The 23,251-nt window shown below is 57.9% G+C and carries 21 protein-coding genes, 2 tRNA genes and 1 other RNA gene; 17 read left to right on the forward strand and 7 right to left on the reverse strand.

Annotation, left to right across the window (positions count from 1 at the left end):
• Nucleotides 1-51: 51 nt before the first annotated feature.
• Nucleotides 52-128: transfer RNA gene (locus tag INR77_RS07950), tRNA-Pro, on the reverse strand.
• A 298-nt stretch (nt 129-426) separates the two neighbouring features.
• Here INR77_RS07950 and yajC point away from each other — a divergent pair.
• The 3 genes from yajC to secF all read left to right on the forward strand — a co-directional run bounded on the left by yajC (nt 427) and on the right by secF (nt 3,428).
• Nucleotides 427-756, forward strand: a complete 330-nt coding sequence (yajC, locus tag INR77_RS07955) for a preprotein translocase subunit YajC (protein ID WP_223070568.1) — start codon at nt 427-429, stop codon at nt 754-756.
• A gap of 78 nt (nt 757-834) precedes the next feature.
• Nucleotides 835-2,433, forward strand: a complete 1,599-nt coding sequence (gene secD, locus INR77_RS07960) for a protein translocase subunit SecD (RefSeq protein ID WP_223070569.1) — start codon at nt 835-837, stop codon at nt 2,431-2,433.
• Between the two features lie 17 nt (nt 2,434-2,450).
• On the forward strand, nt 2,451-3,428 hold the full coding sequence (gene secF, locus INR77_RS07965; RefSeq protein WP_223070570.1) for a protein translocase subunit SecF: 978 nt from the start codon (nt 2,451-2,453) through the stop codon (nt 3,426-3,428).
• 118 nt (nt 3,429-3,546) lie between these two features.
• Here the strand turns inward: secF and INR77_RS07970 are convergent, their stop codons facing one another.
• Both INR77_RS07970 and INR77_RS07975 read right to left on the reverse strand, forming a co-directional pair.
• Nucleotides 3,547-4,764: a glycosyltransferase gene (locus INR77_RS07970; protein ID WP_223070571.1), complete on the reverse strand. Its 1,218-nt coding sequence runs from the start codon at nt 4,762-4,764 to the stop codon at nt 3,547-3,549.
• Complete coding sequence (locus tag INR77_RS07975; protein ID WP_223070572.1) at nt 4,761-5,357, reverse strand: helix-turn-helix domain-containing protein; 597 nt, start codon at nt 5,355-5,357, stop codon at nt 4,761-4,763. Before INR77_RS07975 ends, INR77_RS07970 begins: the two co-directional genes overlap by 4 nt.
• Before the next feature lie 106 nt (nt 5,358-5,463).
• Between INR77_RS07975 and INR77_RS07980 the strand changes: the two genes are divergently transcribed.
• On the forward strand, nt 5,464-5,949 hold the full coding sequence (locus tag INR77_RS07980; RefSeq protein WP_223073470.1) for a DUF6456 domain-containing protein: 486 nt from the start codon (nt 5,464-5,466) through the stop codon (nt 5,947-5,949).
• Between the two features lie 62 nt (nt 5,950-6,011).
• Here INR77_RS07980 and INR77_RS07985 read toward each other — a convergent pair whose 3' ends face one another.
• A complete protein-coding gene (locus INR77_RS07985; protein ID WP_223070573.1) occupies nt 6,012-7,835 on the reverse strand; it encodes an ABC-F family ATP-binding cassette domain-containing protein in 1,824 nt (607 codons plus the stop codon).
• Nucleotides 7,836-7,950: 115 nt separating this feature from the next.
• On the opposite strand from INR77_RS07985, the gene INR77_RS07990 reads away from it, so the two are divergent.
• The 4 genes from INR77_RS07990 (at nt 7,951) to INR77_RS08005 (ending at nt 11,351) form a co-directional block, all read left to right on the forward strand.
• Nucleotides 7,951-8,685, forward strand: coding sequence for an SIMPL domain-containing protein (locus INR77_RS07990; RefSeq protein ID WP_223070574.1), 735 nt, complete (start codon nt 7,951-7,953; stop codon nt 8,683-8,685).
• A gap of 81 nt (nt 8,686-8,766) precedes the next feature.
• Nucleotides 8,767-9,108: a PepSY domain-containing protein gene (locus tag INR77_RS07995; RefSeq protein WP_223070575.1), complete on the forward strand. Its 342-nt coding sequence runs from the start codon at nt 8,767-8,769 to the stop codon at nt 9,106-9,108.
• A 121-nt stretch (nt 9,109-9,229) separates the two neighbouring features.
• Nucleotides 9,230-9,907, forward strand: a complete 678-nt coding sequence (locus INR77_RS08000; protein ID WP_223070576.1) for a response regulator transcription factor — start codon at nt 9,230-9,232, stop codon at nt 9,905-9,907.
• Between the two features lie 109 nt (nt 9,908-10,016).
• A complete protein-coding gene (locus INR77_RS08005) occupies nt 10,017-11,351 on the forward strand; it encodes a HAMP domain-containing sensor histidine kinase (RefSeq protein WP_255574009.1) in 1,335 nt (444 codons plus the stop codon).
• An 11-nt stretch (nt 11,352-11,362) separates the two neighbouring features.
• Here the strand turns inward: INR77_RS08005 and INR77_RS08010 are convergent, their stop codons facing one another.
• Nucleotides 11,363-11,647 (reverse strand): chorismate mutase, encoded by a 285-nt coding sequence (locus INR77_RS08010; RefSeq protein ID WP_223073471.1) that lies wholly within the window; start codon nt 11,645-11,647, stop codon nt 11,363-11,365.
• A gap of 67 nt (nt 11,648-11,714) precedes the next feature.
• Between INR77_RS08010 and INR77_RS08015 the strand changes: the two genes are divergently transcribed.
• From INR77_RS08015 to INR77_RS08050, 8 genes are all read left to right on the forward strand, one after another.
• Entirely contained in the window at nt 11,715-12,725 is a 1,011-nt protein-coding gene (locus INR77_RS08015) for a polyprenyl synthetase family protein (protein WP_223070578.1), read from the forward strand.
• Between the two features lie 31 nt (nt 12,726-12,756).
• Nucleotides 12,757-15,183: an ATP-dependent helicase HrpB gene (hrpB, locus tag INR77_RS08020; protein WP_255573697.1), complete on the forward strand. Its 2,427-nt coding sequence runs from the start codon at nt 12,757-12,759 to the stop codon at nt 15,181-15,183.
• 38 nt (nt 15,184-15,221) lie between these two features.
• Nucleotides 15,222-15,500: an ETC complex I subunit gene (locus tag INR77_RS08025; protein ID WP_223070580.1), complete on the forward strand. Its 279-nt coding sequence runs from the start codon at nt 15,222-15,224 to the stop codon at nt 15,498-15,500.
• A 131-nt stretch (nt 15,501-15,631) separates the two neighbouring features.
• Nucleotides 15,632-15,726: signal recognition particle sRNA small type (ffs, locus tag INR77_RS08030), an RNA gene on the forward strand.
• Between the two features lie 60 nt (nt 15,727-15,786).
• Nucleotides 15,787-17,613 carry a DNA polymerase III subunit gamma/tau gene (locus tag INR77_RS08035; protein WP_223070581.1) on the forward strand — a complete coding sequence of 609 codons (1,827 nt, stop codon included), beginning with the start codon at nt 15,787-15,789 and terminating at the stop codon, nt 17,611-17,613.
• Nucleotides 17,614-17,631: 18 nt separating this feature from the next.
• A complete protein-coding gene (locus INR77_RS08040; RefSeq protein WP_223070582.1) occupies nt 17,632-17,973 on the forward strand; it encodes a YbaB/EbfC family nucleoid-associated protein in 342 nt (113 codons plus the stop codon).
• 111 nt (nt 17,974-18,084) lie between these two features.
• The gene (lon, locus tag INR77_RS08045; protein ID WP_223073472.1) at nt 18,085-20,484 is read left to right on the forward strand and encodes an endopeptidase La; all 2,400 of its coding nucleotides are present in this window, start codon (nt 18,085-18,087) and stop codon (nt 20,482-20,484) included.
• A 261-nt stretch (nt 20,485-20,745) separates the two neighbouring features.
• Nucleotides 20,746-21,018 (forward strand): HU family DNA-binding protein, encoded by a 273-nt coding sequence (locus INR77_RS08050; RefSeq protein ID WP_223070583.1) that lies wholly within the window; start codon nt 20,746-20,748, stop codon nt 21,016-21,018.
• A gap of 127 nt (nt 21,019-21,145) precedes the next feature.
• Here the strand turns inward: INR77_RS08050 and INR77_RS08055 are convergent, their stop codons facing one another.
• A complete protein-coding gene (locus INR77_RS08055; RefSeq protein ID WP_223070584.1) occupies nt 21,146-22,036 on the reverse strand; it encodes a hypothetical protein in 891 nt (296 codons plus the stop codon).
• 26 nt (nt 22,037-22,062) lie between these two features.
• Nucleotides 22,063-22,860, reverse strand: a complete 798-nt coding sequence (gene rlmB, locus INR77_RS08060) for a 23S rRNA (guanosine(2251)-2'-O)-methyltransferase RlmB (protein WP_223070585.1) — start codon at nt 22,858-22,860, stop codon at nt 22,063-22,065.
• Nucleotides 22,861-23,020: 160 nt separating this feature from the next.
• Here rlmB and INR77_RS08065 point away from each other — a divergent pair.
• Nucleotides 23,021-23,106: transfer RNA gene (locus INR77_RS08065), tRNA-Tyr, on the forward strand.
• Nucleotides 23,107-23,251 lie beyond the last annotated feature (145 nt).

The raw sequence follows: 23,251 nt of genomic DNA on the forward strand, positions 1-23,251 counted from the left end.
TGGCCATGCGTTCCGACGAACGGGACTTGTAAATTTTTGTTGGAGCTCCACTGGTCGGGAAGACAGGATTCGAACCTGCGACCCCCACACCCCCAGTGTGATGCGCTACCAGGCTGCGCTACTTCCCGAACCGGTGGAGAGCCGCGCCTATAAGGGGCTCTTTTGATGCTGACAAGCGGGGATGCGTTAGGAATTCATCTGGTCGCGAGGGTTTGCGTGAATTTGGGGACATTATCCCCCTTGGAAGAAGGGTTGATTGCGGGGCGCTTGCAATGCTGCTAACCGCGCCCACTTAACGGTCACAAACAGCCGTGTTCGAATGTCAGGGGTCAAGGGGAATTATCGGAGCCAATGCGGATGCGCATGGCCCGTCCTTGAGATGCTGGCTACGAGCAAAGGCGCAAATAACATAGGTTTTACAAAGCGATGCTTGAACTTTTGACAGCTGCCGCCGCAGGCGCAGGCGAAGCGCCACCTGCCTGGATCAACTGGTTGCCCATCGTTGGTATGGTGGTGATCTTCTGGTTCCTGATCATTCGCCCGCAGATGAAACGGCAAAAAGAGCATCAGGCAAAAGTCGCTGGCCTTAAAAAAGGCGATCAGGTCGTGACGCAAGGCGGGCTTGTTGGGAAAGTCGTCAAGGTTGATGATACTTACGCCGAGATCGAGCTTGCCAAAGATGTGCGCGTGAAAGCGGTCAAGCACACAATTGCCGATCTGATTGAACCGGGCACAAAGCCAGCTGCCAACGACTAAGGTCTGGCGGGCAGTCGTGTTGGCTGAGCCCCGCGAGACATCATCTATACATCTCAACAGGATCAAAGCGTACAAACAATGCTTGATACACCGCTTTGGAAGAAAATTTCGCTTTGGGGGCTGACGATCGCGCTGATCGCGGCTGCTTTGCCGTCTCTCCTTATGTCGTCTGGAGTTGATCTTGGCGAGGATGCTCCCACGGTCAATCTCGGCCTCGACTTGGCGGGTGGATCGCATCTTCTGCTTGAAGCTGATCCTGACGATGTCGCGACGAAGCGGCTGGAAAATATGGAGGAATCGGTTGAGGCGGCGCTGAGAGGGGCGACGCCCGCGATCAAGTTTGGCGACACTTCGCGCGCTGACGGTCAGCTGTCTCTCTTGCTCGATTCCGCATCCGATATTGATCGGGCGAGGGGGCTGTTGGAGCCCTTGATGATGGGCCGTGATGGTTCGCTCCAGCAGGAGTGGGATCTTGAGGTTGTCGATACTCAGCGTCTCGTGCTGGTCCCCACCGAAAGCGGCCTCAATGTCGCGGTCAACAATGCGATGGAAAGCGTTATCGAAGTCGTGCGCCGCCGGATCGACGAGCTTGGCACGCGCGAGCCGACCATCGTGCGCCAGGGCGACACGCGGATTGTGGTGCAAGTGCCGGGTCTCGAAGACCCGCAAGCGCTCAAGGAATTGCTCGGCAAAACGGCAGAGCTTGAGTTCAAACTGGTCGATCAACAAGCGCTCCCCAGCAACACCGAGGCGGGCATTGCCAATCCGGGAAGCCAGATTTTCCCCTATGCCGCCGATAGCAATTTCGCAGGCCAATTCGAGGCGGTAAAACGCCTTGGCGGTGTTCGCGGTGACAGCCTCACAGGCGCGCAGGCCGGTGTTGACCCTCAAACCAACCAAAGCGTCGTCAACATCCAGTTCGACCAGCAAGGCGGTCAGAAATTCGCCAAGCTTTCGACCGAGAACGTAGGGCAGCGTTTTGCGATTATTCTCGATGGCGAAGTGATCTCCGCCCCGTCCTTCAGGGAGCCGATCCTAGGCGGTGCAGCGCAAATCTCGGGCAGCTTTACGCCTGACAGCGCAAACCAACTCGCCATCCAACTGCGCTCCGGCGCGTTGGAAGTGCCGCTGACCGTGATTGAAGAGCGCACCGTTTCCGCAGAACTGGGTGAGCAATCGATCCGCTCAGGCTTGATTGCGATGCTGGTCGGCAGCCTGGCGGTGATCGCCCTTATGATTGCAAGCTATGGCCGTTTTGGCATTTATGCGACCATCGCGCTTGTCATTAACGTGCTCATCCTGCTGGGCCTGATGGCGATCGGTAACTTCACCCTGACGCTGCCCGGTATCGCTGGCTTCGTGCTCACAGTGGGCGCTGCGGTGGACGCTAACGTGCTCATCAACGAGCGCATCAGAGAAGAGCGCAAACGAGGCAGAAAGGTCATCACGGCGGTTGAAAACGGCTACAAAGAAGCCAGCCGCGCCATTTATGATGCAAACATCACCAACTTTATCGCTGGCGCTCTGCTGTTCTGGTTCGGCTCTGGCCCGATCAGAGGCTTCGCCGTGGTTCTGGTGATCGGACTTATCACTTCGGTTTTCACCGCGCTTACGCTCACCCGGATGTGGGTATCGGGCTATTTGAGCGCGAACCGTCCCAAAGACATCAACATTTAAGAAGGCAGGCGAGGCACATGAAACTTCTAAAGCTCGTCCCTGATGACACGAACATCCAATTCCTGCGTTTGCGCGTGCCGTTTTTCATTCTCAGCCTTGTTCTGATTTTCGGAAGCTGGGGCGCGGTTGCGGTCAATGGCCTTAACCTTGGCATCGACTTTGCCGGCGGACAGGAAGTGCGACTGACCTTTGCAGAAGGCAACGCTGCACCCGTTCCAGAACTGCGTGAGACTGTGACAGGCTTGGGTTACGGAACGCCGGTTGTGCAGGAATTCGGCTCACCCAACGAAGTGAGCATCCGTGTGCCATTGCCCGAAGGCGTGGAAGACACGCCGGGCGCAGCGACCGCAATCGGTAATGAAGTGATTGCCGCGATTGAGAGTGGCTATCCCGACGTTCGCACTGATGGCAACTCGACCGTTTCGGGGAAAGTTGCAGGCGAATTCAGCCGCGATGCAGGCTTTGCCTTGCTCTTCGCGATGATTGCGGTGGCGATCTATATCTGGATCCGGTTCGAATGGCAGTTTGGTGTCGGCGGCCTGTTTGCACTGTTCCATGACGTCTCTGTCACCATGGGACTTTTCGCGATCACTCAGATGGAGTTCTCGCTTCAGATCATCGCGGCGATCCTTGCCGTTATCGGGTATTCGCTGAATGACACGATTGTTGTTTACGACCGCATTCGTGAGAACCTTAAGAAGTACCGCAAGATGCCTTTGGCCGAGCTTCTTGATCTTTCAGTCAACGAGACGCTGGCGCGGACGGTGATGACTTCCTTGACTCTGCTGGTGGCTTTGGTGCCGCTGCTTATCGCCGGTCCGCCAAGCCTTTTTGGTCTGGTTGCAGCGATCACGGCGGGCCTGTTCATCGGTACATATTCCAGCATCTATCTGGCCGCACCGATACTCATCTGGCTGGGTGTGACCTCGGACAGCTTTGTTCCGCAAGAGACAGAGGCGGATCGCCAGGAGAAGAAGGTTCTGGGCGAGGCTTGAACCCAATTCTCGTCATTGCGAGCCGAAGGCGAAGCAATCCATGGCCTGAGGTCACAACTAGGCGCACGGTCCGTCCATGGATTGCCGCGTCGCCTTTCTGGCTCCTCGCAATGACGAGTTAGCTCACCAGCCCATCGTAATATGCGGCAAGCTCAATCGCATTGGTTTGCCAGCTGAATTTTTCCGCCATGGCGGCCACTGCGTGACGCATGGGCGGATCGTTCAGCACCGCTCGGACGCCAGCAGCCACACTCTCAGGGTCGCGCTTCACCAGCCGTCCGGCGGTCGCATTGGTGATGATTTCCCGTGCGCCGCCAACGTCGCAGGTGACCACTGGCGTGCCGCAAGCGAGCGCTTCGACCCACGCGTTGGCAAGGCCTTCATTCGCCGTGGGCAGCACCATCACATCAGCAGCAGACAGCACCAGCGGCATCACATCATGGTCGAGGGATCCCGCAAAATGAACCCGCTCTACAAGGCCCAAATCACGCGCCAGCTGACGCAAATGTGTTTCGTCATCCCCTTTGCCAACGAGCACCAAACGCGCGCCCTCAATCTGCGCCGCAGCCGCGATTGCTATGTCCTGCCCTTTGCGCTCAATCAGAGCGCCAACACACACCATCAGCGGGGCATTGTCGGGCATGGCAAAGCCCAATTGTGACGCCAGCTGGGTGCGCAATTGCGTATGGTCAAGCGGGCGAAAGCGTTCTTTATCAAGCCCTGTATAATGCACGCGGATTTTATCGCGCGCTATGCCGATTGCGGCCATCTCCTTCGCCATCGATCCGCTGACCGCGAGCAGCCCTTTTGCGCGTATCGCCGCATTCAGCATTTGGTCGCGCGCAAAATCGACCCCGCCCCAATACGTGATGTCAGAGCCGCGCGCCTTGATCGACAGGGGCAGTTTCATTTCATCGGCAATCAACGCGGCTGCGGGACCGTCGGGAAAAAAGAACTGCGCATCAATGAGATCAATCGGAGTTTCTTCATTAATGCGGTGGATGATCGGAAGGGCAGCCTTCGCGATCGCAGACGCATTGCGCCGTGCGCCAACCTTCGGGATCAGCGTAAAGCGTGGGCGATGCACGGTTATGCCGTGTTCCTCAGCCTTGTTTGGGAGCTTTGCAAGCTCGCGGTAACGCCCAAGTGCCAAGGGAGGCAGACCGATGGGATTGACCACACTGACCTGCCAGCCCCCCGTATCTTGTCCTACTGTTTCAGCGCCCCTTTTCGCTAGCGCCTCAAGCGAGCGCGCAACAAAGGTGCCAAAGCGCGGATTAACAGGATTGGGGTACAGCGTGCTTAAGGAAAGGACGTGTTTTGCAGGCTGGCTCATAGCGGGCGCACCAACATACAAGCGACTGCGATCCAGTCGGGGTTATCGATAACCTGCTGTTTTTGGCCAGCTTGTGCGGGAAGGATTGCAAGCTTGTAACCGCGCCGATCAATCAGCCGTCCGAAAGCGAAGCGCCCTCCTGGACGAGGCACCAGACAATCGCGGTTCATCGCGGCAAGAAAATCCTTATCCTTGGCTGCCCAGGCATCCATCTGCCTTAGCCATACTGTATCGCCTGCGCGATATTCGCCCGCAGGAGAGGTAACTTCGAGCACCAACATCGGCTCATCACCTTCTTGGGCGGCCATTTCGCTAGGCAAAATCGCATCGCGCGCGGTTTTGAGCGCTTCGGGGTCGCCAATCCCAAGCTCTGCAATAACCTTTGCGCGCGGCGCGTTTTCAGAACGGACGAGAACCTCCGGATCAACATCAAGAGCTGCGCCAATACGATCCATCCATTTGGTCGAGAGATTGCGCATCCCGGTTTCGAGCCTGCCGATGGTTTGTGCGGTCGTCGGCGGCTGACACGCAGCGCCAAGGTCCGCGAGTGTCATTCCGCGCGCCTTTCGGATTTCGCGAATGCGGTTGATCATGCGGGCCCTCAATCTTTCAGAACTAACCAAATTGGCAAGTTTCACTTTCCTACATCACCGGGTGCGTTGCAACCCCTTTGCCTGCATCAGCGAACTAAGGAGTGAAATTATGCGCAAACTGGTGGAACGCGAACTGACCCCTGAAGGCCCTCGGCGTGCGGGTACGGCGGGGGGCAAGCGCCGCAGTGTGACAGTCAATCTTGGGGAATCGCCCATCGCATGGCTACATTCGCGCGGGCATCTCTCTGACCGACTTTTTCAGGCGGGCGAACAGCTCAGAAACGATTACGAACGCGCGCAGTTGTCGGCAAGCCTGACCATGCGATGGGATCCGGTGCGGGTGAAGAGCGGCAATCTCGGCAGCGGCGAAGGGAGGCTGACCCATAGCGAGAGACAGATTGCCGCCAAACAGCGGTTCGATGGCGCGATTGCCGAAGCGGGCAAGGGGCTCGAAGATGTATTGTGGCGCGTGGTGTGCGCGGGCGAAGGGCTGCCGCAAGCGGAAAAGGCGCTCGGATGGCCTGCGCGCAGCGGCAAGCTGGTGCTGCAATTGGCGCTTGAAAGGGTGGCGGATTTCTACCGCATCAGGTGAGACAAATTTTTCGGTCCTGAACAGTGTCTCAAGTGTCTCAAACCAGCGCGACGATGCGCGATTTATCCCTCGACCTGTTCGGCGAGCTCCAACCACCGCTCTTCGGCGGCGTCTTTTTCAGCGCGTGCATTTTCCAAGCCCTTGGAGATGTTTGCAAAACGCTTGGGGTCTTTCGTGAACAGGTCAGGGTCCGCAAGGATTGCCTCACCCTTGGCGATGGCCGCTTCGAGCTCTTCGATCCGTGCGGGAAGAAGCTCATAATCGCGTTGGTCTTTGTAAGAGAGCTTGGTCGATGCAGGCGCAGGTGCAGGCGATGGGGACGGGTTGCCGGTTGAATCGGAGGATGACGACTTGGATTTGCCTGCAACCGGCTTGCGGCGTTTAGCCTCCCAATCTTCATATCCGCCCGCGACGATATCGACGCGGCCTGTGCCATCAAGGCCGAGCGTCACAGTGACCGTTTTGTCGAGGAAATCACGGTCGTGGCTGACGATCAAAACAGTGCCATCGAAATCGGCAATCACCTCTTGCAGAAGGTCCAGCGTTTCGAGGTCAAGATCGTTGGTTGGCTCGTCCAGAACGAGAAGGTTTGCAGTACGGGCAAACTCGCGCGCCAAGAGGAGGCGGGAACGCTCACCGCCCGACAAGATGCCGACCTTGGTATCAACCAGCTTGGGATCGAAGAGGAAGTCTTTAAGATATGCCTGAACGTGCTTCCGATTTCCGCGAACATCGATCCAATCGCCGCCCTCCGCCAAAATGTCGCGCACGGTCGCATCGGGTTCCAAAAGCTTGCGCTGTTGGTCGATCATCACTCCGCTCAAAGTGCGGGCGTGCGAGATGGTGCCGCTATCGGGTTCAAGCTCTTTGGTGAGCATTTTGAGAAGCGTGGTTTTGCCTGCGCCATTCCCGCCAACGATGCCGATCCGGTCGCCGTTCTGGATGCGCAGGGTGAAGGGTTTGATGACAGCCCGCCCGTCATAGGATTTTGATATGTCTTCAGCGACAATGACCGACTTCGACTTGAACTCTTCATCATTTGCGAGCTTGAGCTTGGCAGAGCTGCTATCCGAGATCATCGCAGCGCGCGCGGCCCGCATTTGGTGAAGTTTTTCAAGCCTGCCTTGGTTGCGTTTACGCCGCGCAGTAACCCCGCGTTCGAGCCAGTGGGCCTCGATTTTGAGTTTGGCATCAAGGCGTTCAGCAGCGCGCGCTTCCTCGGCGTAAACCTGCTCTTCCCATGCTTCATATCCGCCAAAGCCGACTTCCTTGCGCCGCAAAGTCCCTCGATCGAGCCACAAAGTCGCGCGGGTCAGGCGTTTCAAGAACGTCCGGTCGTGGCTAATGGTAATAAACGCGCCGTTATAGCGGTTCAGCCAATCCTCAAGCCAATCAATCGCGGACAGGTCCAAGTGGTTCGTCGGCTCATCAAGCAGCAACAAATCAGGGTCTTGTGCCAATGCACGCGCAATCGCGGCGCGGCGTTTCTCGCCCCCGCTCGCGGTTGCTGCATCGGTCGCCATGTCGATGCCAAGCTGTCCTGCGATGGCCTCAACCTCATGCGCTGCGGGCACATCATCGCCGGCAAGCGCGAAATCCATCAGCGTGTCGGCCGCGCTGAAATCAGGTTCCTGCTCAAGAAAGACGATGCGCGTCCCCGGCTTTACCCGGCGCGTGCCACGGTCGGCTTCGATCCGGTCATCAATCAGTTTCAGCAGCGTCGTCTTACCCGCGCCGTTGCGACCAATCAGCGCAAGCCTGTCGCCGGGAAGAATGTGCAAATCAATCGGTTCGGCGCCAACGCCGGGTTGAGGCCCGCCAAAAAGCCAGCGCGCGCCTTGTTGCAGGGAAAGACCTTCCCATGAAAGAATTGGAGGTTGAGCCATGATGCGCGCGCTTAAGGACTTGCATCCTTGCTGCCAAGTTAGTTTTAGTGAGGTCGGTTCAGTGTGCGCTCAGGCTCAAAACAATAGAACGCCTGAAAATTCAGGAGGAAGTTTTATGATCCGCTATGCTCTCGCCCTTGGCCTTGTTTCAGGTGCCGCAGCTATGGTTGCTGCGCCCGCCAACGCTCAAGAAATTGAGATTGAAACGCACGGCCCCGTGATTGAACTTTCCGTCTCTGAAAGCGTGACCGCAGAGCCTGATCTTGTGACGATTGGCGCAGGCGTGACTAGCCAAGCAGCCACAGCGGTTGAAGCGATGCGTATCAATGCGCGCCAGATGCAGAGCGTCATCAATGAGATAAAGGCGCTTGGCGTTCAAGATAAGGATATTCAGACGACAGGTATCAATCTGAACGCGCAATATGACTACGACCGCACCAATCAGCGGCAGGTTTTTCGCGGTTATCAGGTATCAAACCGGGTTAGCGTGAAACTGCGCGATGTGGAGGGCACGGGCGCGGCGTTGGATGCGCTTGTAGCGGCAGGCGCAACCGATCTTTCAGGCCCTACATTTAGCATCGAGAATGATGAAGATGCCAAGGCCACCGCGCGCGAACGGGCCATTGAACGGGCGCAGGCTCGCGCGGAGGCTTACGCCAAGCTCTTCGGCTTTGACGGTGTGAAAGTCATGGCGGTGAGCGAAAGCCTGCGTGGCTCTTCGCCTGCACCTCAGATGGTGATGCGATCAGCCGTACTCGAAGCTGATGCGGCAGCACCCGTTCAACCGGGGCAAGTCAGCACCGGCGTGAACCTTTCAATCAAATATGAAATGGTGAATGACGGGGAGTAACATTGAGTTACGTAACTGAACGCACTGAAGACCGCGCATTCACAGCTTGTTCAATAGAGATCAGCTAGGCATGGCAATGTTATGACGACCCGCCGTTTTCTTTTAGCCGCAATGGCCGCTTCTGCTGCGACTGTGATGCTGGGCGCTGGCTCTGCCACATCGGCTGTTGCGGCTGGTGTTGCGGCGCAGGAGCAAACGCGCACGGATCAGGGCACTGCGAGGCGCGAGATGCGCGCTGGTAATCAGCTTTCCTTGCGTGAAATTGAACGGCGCGTTCTCCCGCAGATGCGGGGCGCGGAATACCTTGGGCCGTCCTATGACAGCACAGCGCGCGCCTATCGGCTTAAATTCATCCGCGATGGCCGCGTGACCTATGTCGACGTTGATGCGCGCTCTGGCCGCATCATCAATCGTTCACGGTAAAAGCCGATCACTTTATGAATTCATCGGGGACTAAGGCGCGTTTGCATGGAGTTGCTCGCTTGACGCAAGGCGCTCAAAAGCGCAGTCCTTCCCGACCAATTGCACGTGAAAATGGTGGAATATGCGCATCCTGATTGTCGAAGATGAACCAACACTTGGGCAACAGCTCAAATCAACGCTTGAGCAAAATGGCTATGCCGTGGACCTGTCCACCGATGGCGAAGATGGCCACTTTCTTGGGAGTACTGAGGATTACGATGCCTGTATTCTCGATCTGGGCTTGCCTGAGATTGACGGCCTTTCGGTGCTTGGAATGTGGCGCAAGGAAGGGCGGGACTTCCCCGTTTTGGTGCTGACTGCGCGTGATAGCTGGTCGGATAAGGTTGCCGGGCTTGATGCGGGCGCAGACGATTACCTTGCCAAGCCGTTCCAGACAGAAGAGCTGATCGCTCGTCTTCGCGCGCTTATCCGCCGCGCTTCTGGCAATACTTCTTCTGAACTTACCGCAGGCCCGGTGCGTTTGGATACCCGCTCTGGCCGCGTTACCCTTGATGGTGAACCGGTTAAGCTGACGGCACAGGAGTATAAACTCCTTTCTTACCTCATGCACCATAAGGGTAAGGTGGTGAGCCGCACGGAATTGATCGAACATATTTACGATCAGGACTTTGACCGCGATTCCAATACGATCGAGGTTTTCGTCACCCGCATTCGCAAGAAACTCGGAAGTGAGGTAATCACCACGATCCGTGGCCTCGGTTACAGCCTCGACGACCCCGCAGACGCACCCCGCGCCTAAGCGAGGTGACGCTTCAGTGAGCGATGTCGTTAGCGGTGAAAACGCCGCCGATGATGCGCAGCTGGCTCCCATTCCTGCCGCTGGCCCGCGAGCGAGCCTTGCGCGGCGCATGGGGCTTATCGCGGCCGGGTGGATCATTGTGCTTTTGCTGGGCGGCGGGATCGCGCTTGAGCGCACGTTGACACGCCAAGTGATCTCTAATTTTGACGAACAGCTCGAATATCAACTCACCTCGATGATCGCCTCTGCTGAAATCGACAGCTTTGGCGAAGTCTGGTTCTATCGCACACTTGGCGATCAACGCTTTTTAGAGCCGGGGAGCGGGCTGTATTGGCAGATCAGCGGGGAGGGGTTCGAACCCTATCCATCGCGCAGCCTGTGGGACCGCACGCTTGCCTTGCAAGCGCAAGATCGCGGCGTTGATGCGGGCGATGAGTTCAACAGCGATGTGAGCATTTATAACTCCAGCCAATTTGAAGGCGAGCCCCTACGAATTGCCGAACGGACGGTGATTTTGCCGGGGAGCGAAACCCGCTGGACCTTTGCTGTGGCGAGCGCGACCGAACAAATCGACAATCAAATCCAGCAGGTGCGCTTGATCCTGACCTGGAGTTTTGCGGTTCTTGGTTTGGGATTGATCGTCATGGCTTTGTTGCAGATTCGATACGGCCTGTCGCCTTTGCGCCGGGTGAGGGCGGCCATTCAAAAACTGCGCACGACCGGCGAAAATCGCATCACAGAACCGCTCCCCGCCGAGGTTGAGCCGTTGGTGGATGAGGTCAATGCACTCCTCGACCACACGGAGCGTCAAGCGGAAGAGGCGCGGATGCACGCTGGAAATTTGGCCCATGCTCTTAAGACACCGCTTACCGTGCTCACCAATGCAGCAACCGCGCGCGATCCGAATTTGAGCGAGGCGGTGTTCCGCGAAACGCGCACGATGCAGCGTCACGTCGATCACCATCTGGCGCGCGCAAGAGCAGTGGGCAGGCGCGCTGTCGGACAGGCGAGAAGCGATGTTCGGGCAAGTGCCGAAGCCGTGCGCCGCGCAGTCGAGCGGCTCTATCCAGAAGGAAGGCTCGATATTGCAGGCACCAAAAAGGCGCTGGTCGCTATCGAGCGTCAGGATCTGGACGAAATCCTCGGCAACCTCATCGAAAATGCGGCGAAGTACGGCGGAGGAAGCGTCTTTGTGACACTCGACCATGAACCGGACAGTGAACTTCTCAAAATCTGGGTGGAAGATGACGGTATGGGTATTCCCGAAGCGGAACGCTCACGCATTTTTGACCGCGGCGCGCGGCTCGACACAGGCAAGCCTGGAACTGGGCTTGGCCTTGCGATTGTTCGTGATGTCGCCGAGATTTACGGCGGCACAGTAACGCTTGGCGAAAGCGAAGATTTGGGCGGATTGCTGGTTGAGCTAAGCTTGCCCAGAGCTTGAAGCGAGTGGGCTTAGCCGCCTTGTGCTTTTTGATGGTGCCGGATCACTTCATCAATGATGAAACGCAGGAATTTCTCGCTGAATTCCGGGTCGAGATCGGCTTCTTCTGACAATTTGCGCAGCCGTGCGATTTGACGCTCTTCGCGCGCCGGATCAGCCGGGGGGAGGGTCACCTTCGCCTTATATTCGCCCACTGCCTGAGTGATGCGAAAGCGCTCTGCCAGCATATGAATAAGCGCTGCATCGATGTTGTCGATGCTCTTGCGGAACTTTGCCAATTGCGGATCGTCGGACATAAGTGACCAACTACGCATCAATTCAGCGCTTGCCAAGCCACTGGAGCACCCCCTAAGGCCGAAGTCTATGACAGCAGATGTTGTTCCTCTCCCGCGTAAAGAACCCACGATTGAACCGATGCTGTCTTTGACAGCGAGCGGCATGAACGCGGTTAACGCGGTGATTCTTGACCGGATGCAAAGCGAAATACCGCTGATTCCGCGTCTAGCAGGACACCTTATTTCAGGGGGCGGCAAGCGGCTTCGACCCATGTTGACGCTCGCTGGGGCAGAGCTCGTGGGATACAATGGCACGCGCCATCACAAGCTTGCCGCAGCGGTTGAGTTTATTCACACCGCGACGCTTTTGCATGATGATGTGGTCGATGGCAGCGAGCTTCGGCGCGGTAAAGCTGCGGCCAATATCATTTTCGGCAACCCGGCAACGGTTTTGGTTGGCGACTTCCTCTTCAGCCGTGCGTTCGAGTTGATGACCGAAGACGGAAGCCTGAAAGTTCTCAAAATTCTGAGCAACGCAAGCGCCGTCATCGCAGAAGGCGAGGTCGCGCAATTGACCTCTCAGCGCCAGATCGAAACCAGCGAAGAACGCTACCTTCACATTATTGGCGCGAAAACCGCTGCTTTGTTCGCCGCGGCGAGCCAGATCAGCGCGGTCGTCGCTGAATGCAGCGAAGACGAAGAACGCGCTCTTGAAGATTACGGACGCAATCTCGGCGTTGCATTCCAATTGGTCGATGATGCAATTGACTACGATTCCGATGCAAGTCAAATGGGTAAAGATCAGGGCGATGATTTCCGCGAGGGTAAAATGACCCTGCCCGTGATCCTCGCCCATGCGCGAGGGAACGCGGAAGAGCGTAAGTTCTGGAAAGATGCGATCCTTGGACATCGTTCGTCAGATGAGGATCTCGCACACGCGGTGTCTTTGATCGCAAAGCATAATGCGCTTGAAGATACGCGAGAAAAGGCGCGTCACTTTGCCCAACGCGCGATTGATGCGATTTCGATCTTCCCTGACAGCAAGGCCCGCGCTGCCATGGCGGAAGCTGCACAATTTGCAGTCGCGCGCGGATATTGATCGCGCTATCTGACAGGGCGTGAGCCCCGATTTGCCCATCTACGAAGTGCTGCCCCAATTGCGGGAAGCCCTGGCGCGTGAGGGCGCTGCGGTCCTGATCGCGCCTCCGGGGGCGGGTAAAACTACGGCAGTCGCGCCAGACCTGCTCGATCAGGATTGGTGTGCGGGTCAAATCATCCTCACGTCGCCTCGCCGTGTAGCTGCGCGCGCCGCAGCTGAGCGCATGGCGCAGATGCTGGGCGAGAAACCGGGGGAGACGGTGGGCTATCTGACTCGGCTTGATAGTAAGACCTCGGCGCGTACCCGTATTTTGGTGGTGACAGAGGCCATCCTTGTGAACCGGTTGGTCGAGGACCCTGAGCTTTCCGGTGTTTCGGCGCTGCTTTTTGATGAGGCACACGAGCGGCACCTCGACAGCGACCTTGGGCTAGCGCTCGCCTTGGAAACGCGTGAGGTTTTGCGCGACGATTTGCGGGTGCTGGTCATGTCCGCGACGATTGATGGCGAACGTTTTGCTGGCCTGCTTGGCGAAAGCGCCCCGGTGATCGAAAGTGAGGGGCGCAGCTTTCCGCTTGAGATCAGATGGCTTGGCAGTGATCCTTCCGCGAGGATCGAAGATCACGTCACCCACGGCGTGATGACCGCTTGGCGCGATGGAGCGGATGGTGAAGGTGGAGACATATTGGCCTTTCTCCCCGGCGTTGGAGAGATTGAGCGCACTCACGAACGGTTAGAGGCGAAGCTCCCCGGCACGCCCATCTTGCCCCTCCATGGCCAAGTCGAACCCGCCGCTCAGCGCGAAGCGATCCGCCGCGATCCACAGAGGCGCCGGCGCATTGTACTCGCCACAGCAATCGCCGAAACATCGCTCACCCTCGACGGGGTCAGCATGGTCGTCGACAGCGGATTGGCGCGCATGGCGCAGTTCGACCGCGCGGCTGGCACGACGCAGTTGGTGACGCATCGCGCAAGCCAGGCGGCAGCAGCCCAACGGGCAGGGCGCGCCGCGCGGCAGGGGCCGGGAGTGGCCTATCGCCTTTGGGAAGAGGGCGGGCATTTGGGTCGGCCCGAGTTTGCGCCGCCAGAAATTGAGACAGCGGACCTTACTGCGCTTGTGCTCAAGCTCGCAAAATGGGGGGCGGCGGACCCGGCAGAGCTTCGATGGATCGATCCGCCACCTTCCGCGTCGGTTACTGCGGCTAAAAAGTCTCTCACAGCAATGGGCGCGCTGGATGATACTGGCCGTATCACTCCATTGGGCGATGCAATTGCAGCAATGCCGATGGCACCCGATCATGCAGCTTGCGTACTCAACGGCGCGAAGGCCGGATGTGCGGAGGACGCGGCGCGGATCGTCATGCTCCTGCAAGAACGCGGGCTTGGTGGCCGCAGCGAAGATTTGGGGCAGCGCCTTTCACAATGGCGCAGCGACAAATCCAAGCGCGCAGAAAGCGCTCAGCGGATCGCGAAGGGCTGGGCGAAGACGGCTCAAAAGCTCGCCGATCAGAGCGAGTCAAAAGACCTCAGTGCCGCCGAATGCCTTGCTCTGGCGCGGCCGGATTTCGTGGCTCGCAGGCGCGATGGGACGGGAGAAAATTGGGTAAGTACATACGGTAGAGGGTTTTTGTTGAATCCCACCTCTCCGCTTGCCCGCGCCCAGTGGCTGGTGATCGGTGACGCTCAGGGGCAGGCCAAGGGTGCGCGCGTGACCGCAGCGGCGGAGCTTGCGCCTGAGCGGGTTGAGACGATCTTTGCGGGGCAAATCCAACAACGGACCGTAACCCACTGGAATAGCGATAAGAAACGCGTTGAAGCACGGCGTGAGCGGCGGCTGGGCGCGATTGTGCTTTCCAGTGGTCCCGACCCTGATCCGGACCCACAGGCGATTGTGGATATGCTTGTGGATAAAGCTCTGGATGATCTGGGGGCAATTCTCCCGTCAGGCTTTCTCGCGCGGGCGGAATTTACGGGTGTTGAGGCGCTTTTCGCGGACAACCTTAAAGCGCAGTCAGACCTGTGGCTCGCACCACTGCTGGAGGGGCGGCGCGATCTCGATCTGCCGCCCGCGCGGTTTGCTGATGCGGCGCTTGGGGTTCTCGATTGGAGTGAGCGGCAAAGGCTCGACGAGATTGCGCCCATCAAGTTTACCTCTCCCGCGGGCACCATGCACACAATCGATTACGCAGGCGATGATGCGCCAAGTGTCGAAGTGCGCGTGCAGGCGCTGTTCGGCCTCGACAAGCACCCCATGATCGGGACCACGCCTTTGCTCCTCAAGCTCACAAGCCCCGCTGGCCGCCCGATACAGTCCACCCGCGATCTGCCCGGCTTCTGGCGGGGGTCATGGGCTGATGTCGCAAAGGATATGAAGGGGCGCTATCCCAAACATCGCTGGCCTGACGAGCCATGGGGGGAAATCCCCGATCTTCGGACCAAAAATGCCTTCAATCGTCGGTGATATTGGATTATGGGCTCGCTGCGTAAAGGGACACCACAATGACTGCGATTATTTATCAGCACCCAAAAAGCACCATGCAATCCGGCAAGGCCAAGGTGGATACTTGGATTCTCGAGTTCGAGCAAAGCGAGAAACGCCGCGCGGACCCGCTGATGGGCTGGACCGGAAGCGGCGATACGCAGGCTCAGGTGAAGCTTAAATTCCCTTCAAAAGAGGCCGCGCAGGAATACGCACAGCGTCAGGGGATCGTAGCGCGCGTTCACGCAACACCGCGCAAGAGTTTGAAGATCCAGGCTTACGCTGACAATTTCAAATAGGCTGGAAAAAGCCCACCCCGCTGCGACTAGCGAGCAAGCTCGCAAGTCTCACTGCCCCTCCCGCAGGCGGGAGGGGTTAGGGGTGGGCCGACAACGCTTGAAATCCTCTCCAACCCTCGCCATATGACGCGTCGGGAGTCGGGTGGACGTTTGCGTTCGCTCACCGGGTCAGGACCGGAAGGTAGCAGCCCAGGTGGATTGCGGCGGGTCGCTCGGCTCCTTTTTCACACAATTTGCCCACACTTCGCGATGACAAGATGCTCCAGAGCGCCTAGCTTGTGTGGCAATGAGTGATTCCGATCCAAACCTGCCTGAGAACGAGGAAGAAGAGGCCCCCAGTGCTGCCGAATTAGAGGCGGCGGGGCAGAACTCGATGTTTGGCGGGGACGATATGGGTGGGCCAGCTCGAGCTCCAGCGCCTGCGCCAACGCCTGAACCAGCAGCACCGACACCTGCTCCTGCCGAAACCAATCAACCCTACCGCGTCCTTGCGCGCAAATATCGGCCACAGACCTTCTCCGAACTGATCGGGCAAGAGCCGATGGTGCGCACGCTCGCCAATGCGATTGAGCGTGACCGGCTGGCGCACGCCTTCCTGATGACCGGGGTGAGGGGGGTCGGGAAAACCTCGACCGCGCGCCTGATTGCCAAGGCATTGAACTGTGTTGGCCCCGATGGAAATGGCGGTCCCACGATCGACCCTTGCGGCGTGTGCGAATATTGCACCGCGATTGCCGAAGGCCGCCATATCGATGTAATCGAGATGGACGCGGCGTCCCACACTGGCGTCGACGATGTGCGCGAGATTATCGAGCAAGTGCGCTATGCGGCCGTCTCGGCGCGCTACAAGATCTACATCATCGACGAAGTGCATATGCTTTCACGCAATGCGTTTAATGCGCTGCTGAAAACGCTTGAAGAGCCGCCTGCACACGTCAAATTCCTGTTCGCGACCACCGAGGTTGAGAAGCTGCCCGTTACGGTATTGAGCCGGACCCAGCGGTTTGACCTTCGCCGCATTCCTGCGGAGCTTTTGGCTGAGCACTTTGGCAAAATCTGCGCGCTCGAAGGGGTGGAGGCCGAAGAAGAGGCTTTGCGCATTATCGCTGCCGCTGCCGAAGGGTCGGTGCGCGATGGCCTTTCGATCCTCGATCAGGCGATTGCCCATGCTGATATGGACGCATCTGGCGGCGTGAGTGCCGAGCGCGTGCGAGATATGCTGGGGCTTGCCGACAAGGGGGCGCAGCGCCGGATTCTTGGCGATCTGCTTCACGGCGATGCCAAGGCCTTGCTCGCAGGTATTGACGAGCAATATGCGCTGGGGGTCGAGCCGCTCGCCTTGATGCGCAACCTTATGGATTTGGTTCACCGGATCACGGTTGCGCAAGTCTCCGGCGGCGAAGCCGATGCGCCCAGCGAAGAGGAGCGCGCGGCGCTAAGTGAATTTGCGCAGAAATTGGGCGCAGGCGAGTTGCATCGTTTGTGGCAATTGCTGCTTAAAGGTCACGAAGAAGTGCGCCTTGCGCCTGATCCGCTGGTGGCGCTGCAAATGGCGCTGCTGCGTGTGCTTCACGCCGCCGAAATGCCTGATCCTGGCAAGCTCCTTAAACGGATTGAGGAAATCGCAGCCAACGGTCCAAGCTCTGCACCCGCAGGACCAAGTCAGGCGAGTGCTCCGGCGGGGGAGGGGGGACCTGCCTCTGTTGCAAGCGCGCCAGCCCAATCGCTCGATTGGGCCGAACTCGTCGAGCGTGTCGATGCAGGCGGGCATCTGCGCGTGGCACAGATCATGCGTGATCGGGTTCGGGTGATTGAAATTTCGGACGGGCGGCTCATATTTGAGCAGGCTGACGATTACCCCGAAGACCCTGTTCCCGACATTCGCGATTGCCTGTTCAAACTGACCGGTAAACGCTGGCAGATTGAGCGGGGCAGTGGTGGTGCTCAACCATCCCTTCGCGAGGCGGAAGAAGCCGAGGCCAAAGCGACCAAGGATCGCATCCGCGCTCATCCGCTGGTACAAGCGACGCTCGAAGCTTTCCCGGAAGGCGAATTGATTGACCCCGAAGACAATGTGGCCCGCGCAAGCAACGCTGGCCGCAATTGGAACTAGAAAGAAGGATACCCACCCATGAAAAGCATGGAAGAAATGATGCAGGCAGCGCAAAAGGCTGCTGAAACAATTCAAAAGCAAATGGGCGATATGCAGGTCAAACTCGACTCGATTGAGGTTGAGGGACAAGCAGGCGGCGGGCTCGTCAAAGTGCGCGCGTCAGCCAAGGGCCGTATCCTGAGCGTCTCCATCGACGAGAGCCTGATGAAGCCGGAAGAAAAGAATATCGTCGAAGACCTCGTGACTGCCGCCTTTAACGATGCGCGCGACAGGGCCGACCGCGTGTCCGAAGAGCAGATGAAAGAGATGAGCAGCGGAATGGGCCTGCCGCCGGGTTTCAACCTTCCCGGCATGGGCTAAGCGCAAGTCTCCCCATTGCAGGGCTGTGGGTGGCTACCCATATTTGAGTTCAGACATTGATAAAGATTGCGTCGCTCGTATCCGGGCAAAGGCGCCATGGACCACAGATTTATGACACAAAGCTACCCTCTCCTTCCGCTTCGCGACATTGTCGTCTTCCCCGGCATGGTCGTGCCCCTGTTCGTTGGCCGTGACAAATCCGTGGCCGCTCTTGAGGCGGCTATGGAAGCGTCCAAAGACATTTTCCTTCTCGCCCAGCTTGATCCCGCTTGCGATGATCCAGAAGGCGATGACCTTTATGATGTCGGCGTGGTGGCGCAGGTCTTGCAGATGCTCAAACTGCCCGATGGCACCGTGCGCGTGCTTGTCGAAGGGGCAGAGCGTGCCAAACTGACCGCGCTTCGTGAAGAGGGCGACTACGTCGTCTCAGACGTTGAACTGATTGAACCTGAAACCGTAGCCGGGACCGAAGTCACTGCCTTGATGCGTCAGGTGAGCGATCAGTTTGGCGAATATGCCAAACTCAACAAGAAAATGGGCGAGGACAACGCGGTTGATCTCTCCGAAATCGACGATGCAGGTCAGCTCGCCGACACCATCGCAGCGGCCATCAGCGCGAAGGTTTCGGACAAGCAATCCATCCTGACAGAGCAAAGCCCGTTGAAGCGCCTCGAACTCGTCATGGCATTCATGGAAGGCGAGCTTTCGGTGCTTCAGGTCGAGCGCAAGATCCGTGGCCGCGTGAAGCGCCAGATGGAGAAAACGCAGCGCGAATATTACCTCAACGAACAGTTGAAGGCGATCCAGTCGGAGCTTGGCGGTTCTGACGACGGCGAGGGCGGTGATGAAATCGCTGAGCTTGCCAAGAAGATCGACGAAACAAAGCTTTCCAAAGAGGCTGAGGCCAAGGCGAAAGCCGAACTCAAGAAACTGCGCGGGATGCAGCCGATGAGCGCTGAGGCGACCGTGGTGCGCAATTACCTCGACGTGTTGCTGGGCTTACCGTGGGGTAAGAAAAGCCGCATCAAGAAAGACATTCCAAAAGCGCAGGAAATCCTTGATGCCGATCACTATGGCCTTGAGAAGGTCAAGGATCGCATCATCGAATATCTCGCGGTTCAGGCGCGCACCAATAAATTGAAAGGTCCAATCCTGTGCCTCGTGGGCCCTCCCGGTGTGGGTAAGACCTCGCTCGGCAAGAGCATCGCCAAGGCGACGGGCCGCGAATTTGTGCGCCAGTCGCTTGGCGGGGTGCGCGATGAAGCGGAAATTCGCGGGCATAGGCGCACTTACATCGGCTCAATGCCGGGCAAGATCGTCAACAATCTCAAGAAAGCAGGGACCAGCAATCCGCTGTTCCTCCTCGATGAGATCGACAAGCTTGGCCAGGACTTCCGCGGCGATCCGGCTTCGGCTTTGCTCGAAGTTCTCGACCCTGAGCAAAACGACAAGTTCCAGGACCATTATCTTGAGCTTGACCTCAACCTGTCTGACATCATGTTCGTGACCACCGCGAACAGTCTCGACTTGCCTCAGCCGTTGCTCGACCGGATGGAGATCATCCGCCTTGAAGGCTACACCGAGGATGAAAAGGTCGAAATCGCCAAGCGTCACCTTATCGGCAAGCAGGTCAAGGATCACGGCCTCAAGAAAGGCGAGTTCGAGCTCACCGAAGAGGGGCTTCGCGACCTTATCCGCTATTACACCCGCGAAGCCGGCGTTCGCACGCTGGAGCGCGAAATTGCGCGGCTGGCTCGCAAGAGCTTGCGCAAAATCCTTGAAAAAGAAGTCACAAGCGTCACCATTACGCCCGAAAACCTCGGCGAGTTTGCTGGCGTGCGCAAATTCAAGCACGGCATGAGCGAAGACGAAGCGCAAGTCGGCGCGGTCACCGGCCTTGCATGGACCAGCGTTGGCGGCGAGCTTCTCACCATCGAAAGCGTGACGACGCCCGGCAAAGGCGAGATCAAAACCACCGGTAAGCTTGGCGATGTGATGAATGAAAGCGTTGCCGCCGCCTTCTCTTTTGTAAAATCTCGCGCGCCCCAGTACGGAATCAAGCCCTCACTTTTCAGTCGTAAGAACGTTCACATTCACCTGCCCGAAGGGGCGGTGCCAAAGGATGGGCCAAGCGCCGGGATCGGCATGGTGACGAGCATTGTGTCCACCCTCACAGGTGCCAAGGTAAACCCGGATGTCGCTATGACTGGTGAGGTCACTTTGCGGGGCCGAGTGCTGGCGATTGGCGGGCTTAAAGAGAAACTTCTGGCGGCCTTGAGGGGCGGGATCACCAAGGTTCTTATTCCTGAAGAGAATGTCAAAGACCTCGCGGAAATCCCTGAAAACGTGAAGGAAGGCCTTGAGATTGTGCCGGTTGCGCACGTCGATGAAGTGCTTGAACACGCGCTTATCGACAAGGCCGGACCTATCGAATGGACGGAAGCCGATGACCTCGCACTGCACAGCGGAAGTGGTGCTGCTTCGGGTGGCACTGTACCCACCGCGCATTGAACCACAACGCAACTGCGTAACTGCTCTGACCAGGGTATCGCTGCAAAATTGTTGCGGTACGAAAGCTGCGGGCTGACCACGCCTTATTTCATCCCATCTCACCGCGCAGGTGTGCGCCACCTGCGTTGCATCGCGCGCGCATTATGTTTTTTGCCATATTTGCCTTTGACACAGCCGCCGAAAACGGCTCAGTTCGGCGGCTTCCAAGGGGGGCGATTCACTTAGGACAAATCTCGTAAAGAGAAAGAGGGGTACGACGTAATGAATAAGAACGATCTGATAAGCGCGGTCGCTGAAACCAGCGGTCTTTCAAAAAGCGATGCCGCGAATGCAGTCGAGGGTGTGTTCGAAGCAATTCAAAAAGCGCTTGCAGATGGCGACGAAGTGCGTTTGGTCGGATTTGGCACCTTTGCGGTGGCAAAGCGCAAGGCTTCGATGGGCCGCAACCCACGCACTGGCGAACCGATGCCAATCAAGGCGTCGAACCAACCAAAGTTCAAAGCGGGCAAGGGTTTGAAAGACGCGGTGAACTAAATTCAATAGCGTCCCTTGCTTGGGCCGATCGCCTGATAAGAGCGAGCGGCAATAGCCAAATAAAAACCCCTCCAGCGGCGGCTGGCGGGGTTTTTCTTTTGGAGTGGCCAGAAAGCGGCAGTCGCGCCTATCTCGACAGGTCGATAAGGGCCGTAGGCGCCGCCTTGGTGCGCGGTGAAATATCCCACACCAGCATTTGACCCGTTGGCGTCGGGTTTGCCCCTTCATCGGTGTTGTTGGCTCTGATCTGACCATTGGTGACGATCGTGAACGTGCCTTCAAGCGTTGGAACGTCGGGCATATCAGGACCATTGGCTGATTGCCCTGCCATTGCGGCCATACCGCCAAGGCCAGCCATACTGCCCATCATCGAGCCCATGGGATTGCCTTCGTTCTGAGAGGAAAAGCCAGGCGCATTCACCCGCACAACGCCGCCTTCGCGAAGGATGATCTGGACAAAGGGATTGGTGGATGGAAAGCCTTCAATCACAGGGAACATGAAATCGTGGCTGAGCGTGCCGCTCACCGAATACCGCACGTCAAAGACGCCATCGCCTTTGTCGACCACGCTTTCCCAACCCTTTTGACGCGAAAGCAGCTCAACCAATTCAGCCGAAGCCTGTGGATCGCTGGGGTCAATGCCGCCCATCATCGCCGACATCTGCTGCGCTTGTTCCTGAGCTTTTGCAGCGCGGATTGGGGCGTTCATTTCCCACACTTCGCGTTGCTCTGCGATTTCCGCAGCGGTGCATTCGCGGCTTTCGTAGGTTTGCGCATCATAACAATCGTCGGCCTCAAATTCCTCGCTCGCCGCGCCCATTTCGGCAAGGTTTGCAAGGCCAAGGAAGAATATTTCGCCGTCATAAGTGAAGGTGAAGCGATCTTCGTCCATCAGAACAAGCTCAGAGGTAAACTTGCCAGGCGTCATAAAACACCCGGTCAAGAGCAGCGACAGGCTGGCGATCAGAGCGGCCGCTAGGCTACGCGTCCCGGTCAGTGTTCGTGTATTAGCAGTCATGATGTGTCCCCCGATACAGCGCGCAGCTATTGCGGCGTGCGTGTGGCTACAGCGTATAATGCAATAGCGGCTGCATTAGAAACGTTAAGACTTTCAATATCGGATGAGATCGGCAGCTTGGCGAGGGTGTCGCAATGCTGCTCGATATTGTGCCTCATGCCTTCGCCTTCGGCGCCAAGCACGATGGCAATCGGGCCGGTGGTAAGGCTCTCGGCTAGCGTCGCCTGTGCCTCTCCGGTCATGCCGATACGCCAATAGCCAGCCTCGGCAAGCTCATCCATTGCGCGAGCAAGATTGACGACGCGCACCCAGGGAACCGTCTCAAGCGCACCGCTGGCCGATTTTGCCAGTACGCCGCCTTCGGGCGGGGCGTGGCGATCCTGTGTGACGATGCAGGCTGCGCCAAATGCGGCTGCGGAACGGAGGATTGCGCCGACGTTGTGCGGATCGGTCACTTGATCGAGAATAACCACCGGGCGCGCCGGGTCGCCGTTTGCCACTTCGTCGAGGAATACATCGGCCAAAGGTTCACACTCAAGCACAAGCCCCTGATGAGGCGCATCCTTGGCAACAAGCCGTGCAAGATCGGTCACATCGGCGTATTCGACGGGAAAATCATGGGGAAGCTCGCCATCAAGGCTTTCGATCCCCTCGCGTGTTGCCCACAGCTTGCGGTGCTGGCGCGCAGGGTTTTTGAGGGCAGCCTCAACCGGGTGACGGCCCCAAAGGCGAACATAGCCCGCGGTCCCTTTGCCAGAGCCGCGCCCGCCTTTCATGCGGCCTGCACGGCCTCGTAAAGCCTTCTTGCGATCGCCTTTTGCCATAAAATCCCGAACTTATTGTGTGTCTGATAGGGCCCTTTGCCAGTACCCCCATTGACAGGCAAGCACAGCTTCGCCAAAGGGGCGCCTCTCGGCAACGAGGCTGCGTGCCTCGCTTCATTGAAAGAGCGCTTCCCAAGAGCTCAATTCAAGGCCCATGTGTGGACAGGTGGCCGAGTGGTTAAAGGCAGCAGACTGTAAATCTGCCCGCGCAAGCGTACGCTGGTTCGAATCCAGCCCTGTCCACCATCATGGCCTTCACCGTGCTTCACCCGATTTGGCTTGCGAACATCGCCTCGTGTTTCGGGATAATCCTGAATGCTTTTTGCCGTCTTCATCGATTGGGAAAAGGCTCTGCGACGCTTTTGTGACGCGAGCTGCCGAAAAGAAATGT

The sequence above is a fragment of the Erythrobacter sp. SCSIO 43205 genome (assembly GCF_019904235.1).
Classification (GTDB): Bacteria; Pseudomonadota; Alphaproteobacteria; order Sphingomonadales; family Sphingomonadaceae; genus Erythrobacter.